Origin of the sequence: Pseudomonas sp. EA_5y_Pfl2_R50 (genome assembly GCF_963970475.1) — a bacterium.
GTDB lineage: Bacteria > Pseudomonadota > Gammaproteobacteria > Pseudomonadales > Pseudomonadaceae > Aquipseudomonas.
The window spans coordinates 1-1,139 of the sequence record NZ_CAXAPT010000039.1; the positions used below are offsets into that span (position 1 = coordinate 1).

The 1,139-nt window shown below is 67.5% G+C and carries 1 pseudogene; it reads right to left on the minus strand.

The annotated features are described in order from the left end of the window. Nucleotides 1-1,139: pseudogene (locus AACY19_RS26545) on the minus strand (Tn3 family transposase); the annotation flags it as partial.

Here is a 1,139-nt window from a genome sequence, read left to right on the forward strand (position 1 = left end):
AGATGGGTGAAGGCGTCGGTGAACTCCAGCGCGGCGTCCACTTCGAGCAGCAGGTCGGTGATGCGGATGGGCGGCAGGCGACGGTAAAGGTCCAGCACCAGGTCATCGATCCCGTCCGGCGCATCGGCGGTCAGGCGATCGATGCGCAGCGTCCCGTCCTCGATGCTGCCTTTCGGGATCGTACCGTTGCGCGCGGCGCGACCGAGCCGGGCGAGGCCATCGGCGAGACGGGCCTTGCGGTCCGCGAGCCAGACATGCGGATCGGACGGTACGGCCAGCTTCGCAGCATGCGCGACTTCCATCGATACGAGGACGTTGCGAAGGTCACCGTACCGGTGCGAGCGGTCGAGCCAGATGTCACCCGAACGCAGCGCGTCGCGCAGATGGAACATGACCGCGACTTCTCGGAGGCGCGCATCATCGTCGCCCTTCGCCCGCAATTGACGCCGCCATTTGGAATGTGGGCGCAGGAAATCGTCGGTCGCCGGGAGCGCGTCTTTGGTGGCGATGGCGATCACCGCGTCCAGCAAGGGTCGCGCGACCGACGCGGCTTGGAGATGGAGGCAGCGCAGCATACGCGGGGCATAGCGACGGAAGCGGTGATACCCCTGATCGACATGCGCCAGCGGATCATCGCCAAGCGTGTCCGTCAGAACCCTGGCCGTCGCGACGAGGCGGGTGAGATGGGCCCATCCCGCCGCACGCGCGACCGCATCCTCCAGCGACGCGCCGTCGCCATGCGCTTCGATGAGCGATTGGCCGAGCGCGGCGAAGCCGTCCAGCGTCGCTGTGACCCCGCCTCTCGTTTCCGCGGCACGTGCGTCATGCAACTGTTTTGCCTCGCGCCAGGTGCGCCCGACGATCCGGTCATGCGTCTCGATCACCGCATCCGCAGTCGAGGTGGCCCACTCGATGATGCAGACAGTGAGGATGGCGCGACGCCGGTCGGTGCCGAGATCACGCAGGCCATCGGCGAAGTAACGTTCGCCCTGTCGGCGCAGCCGGGCGACGCGATGCGGCGGGACGTCGCCGAGCAGGCCGGCATCGAGGTTCATCGCACGCAGGAACTCAAGCCGGTCGAGCAGTCGGTTTGCCGCGGCGGAATTGTTGCCCGGCTCGATCCGGCGCAGCCAGATGAA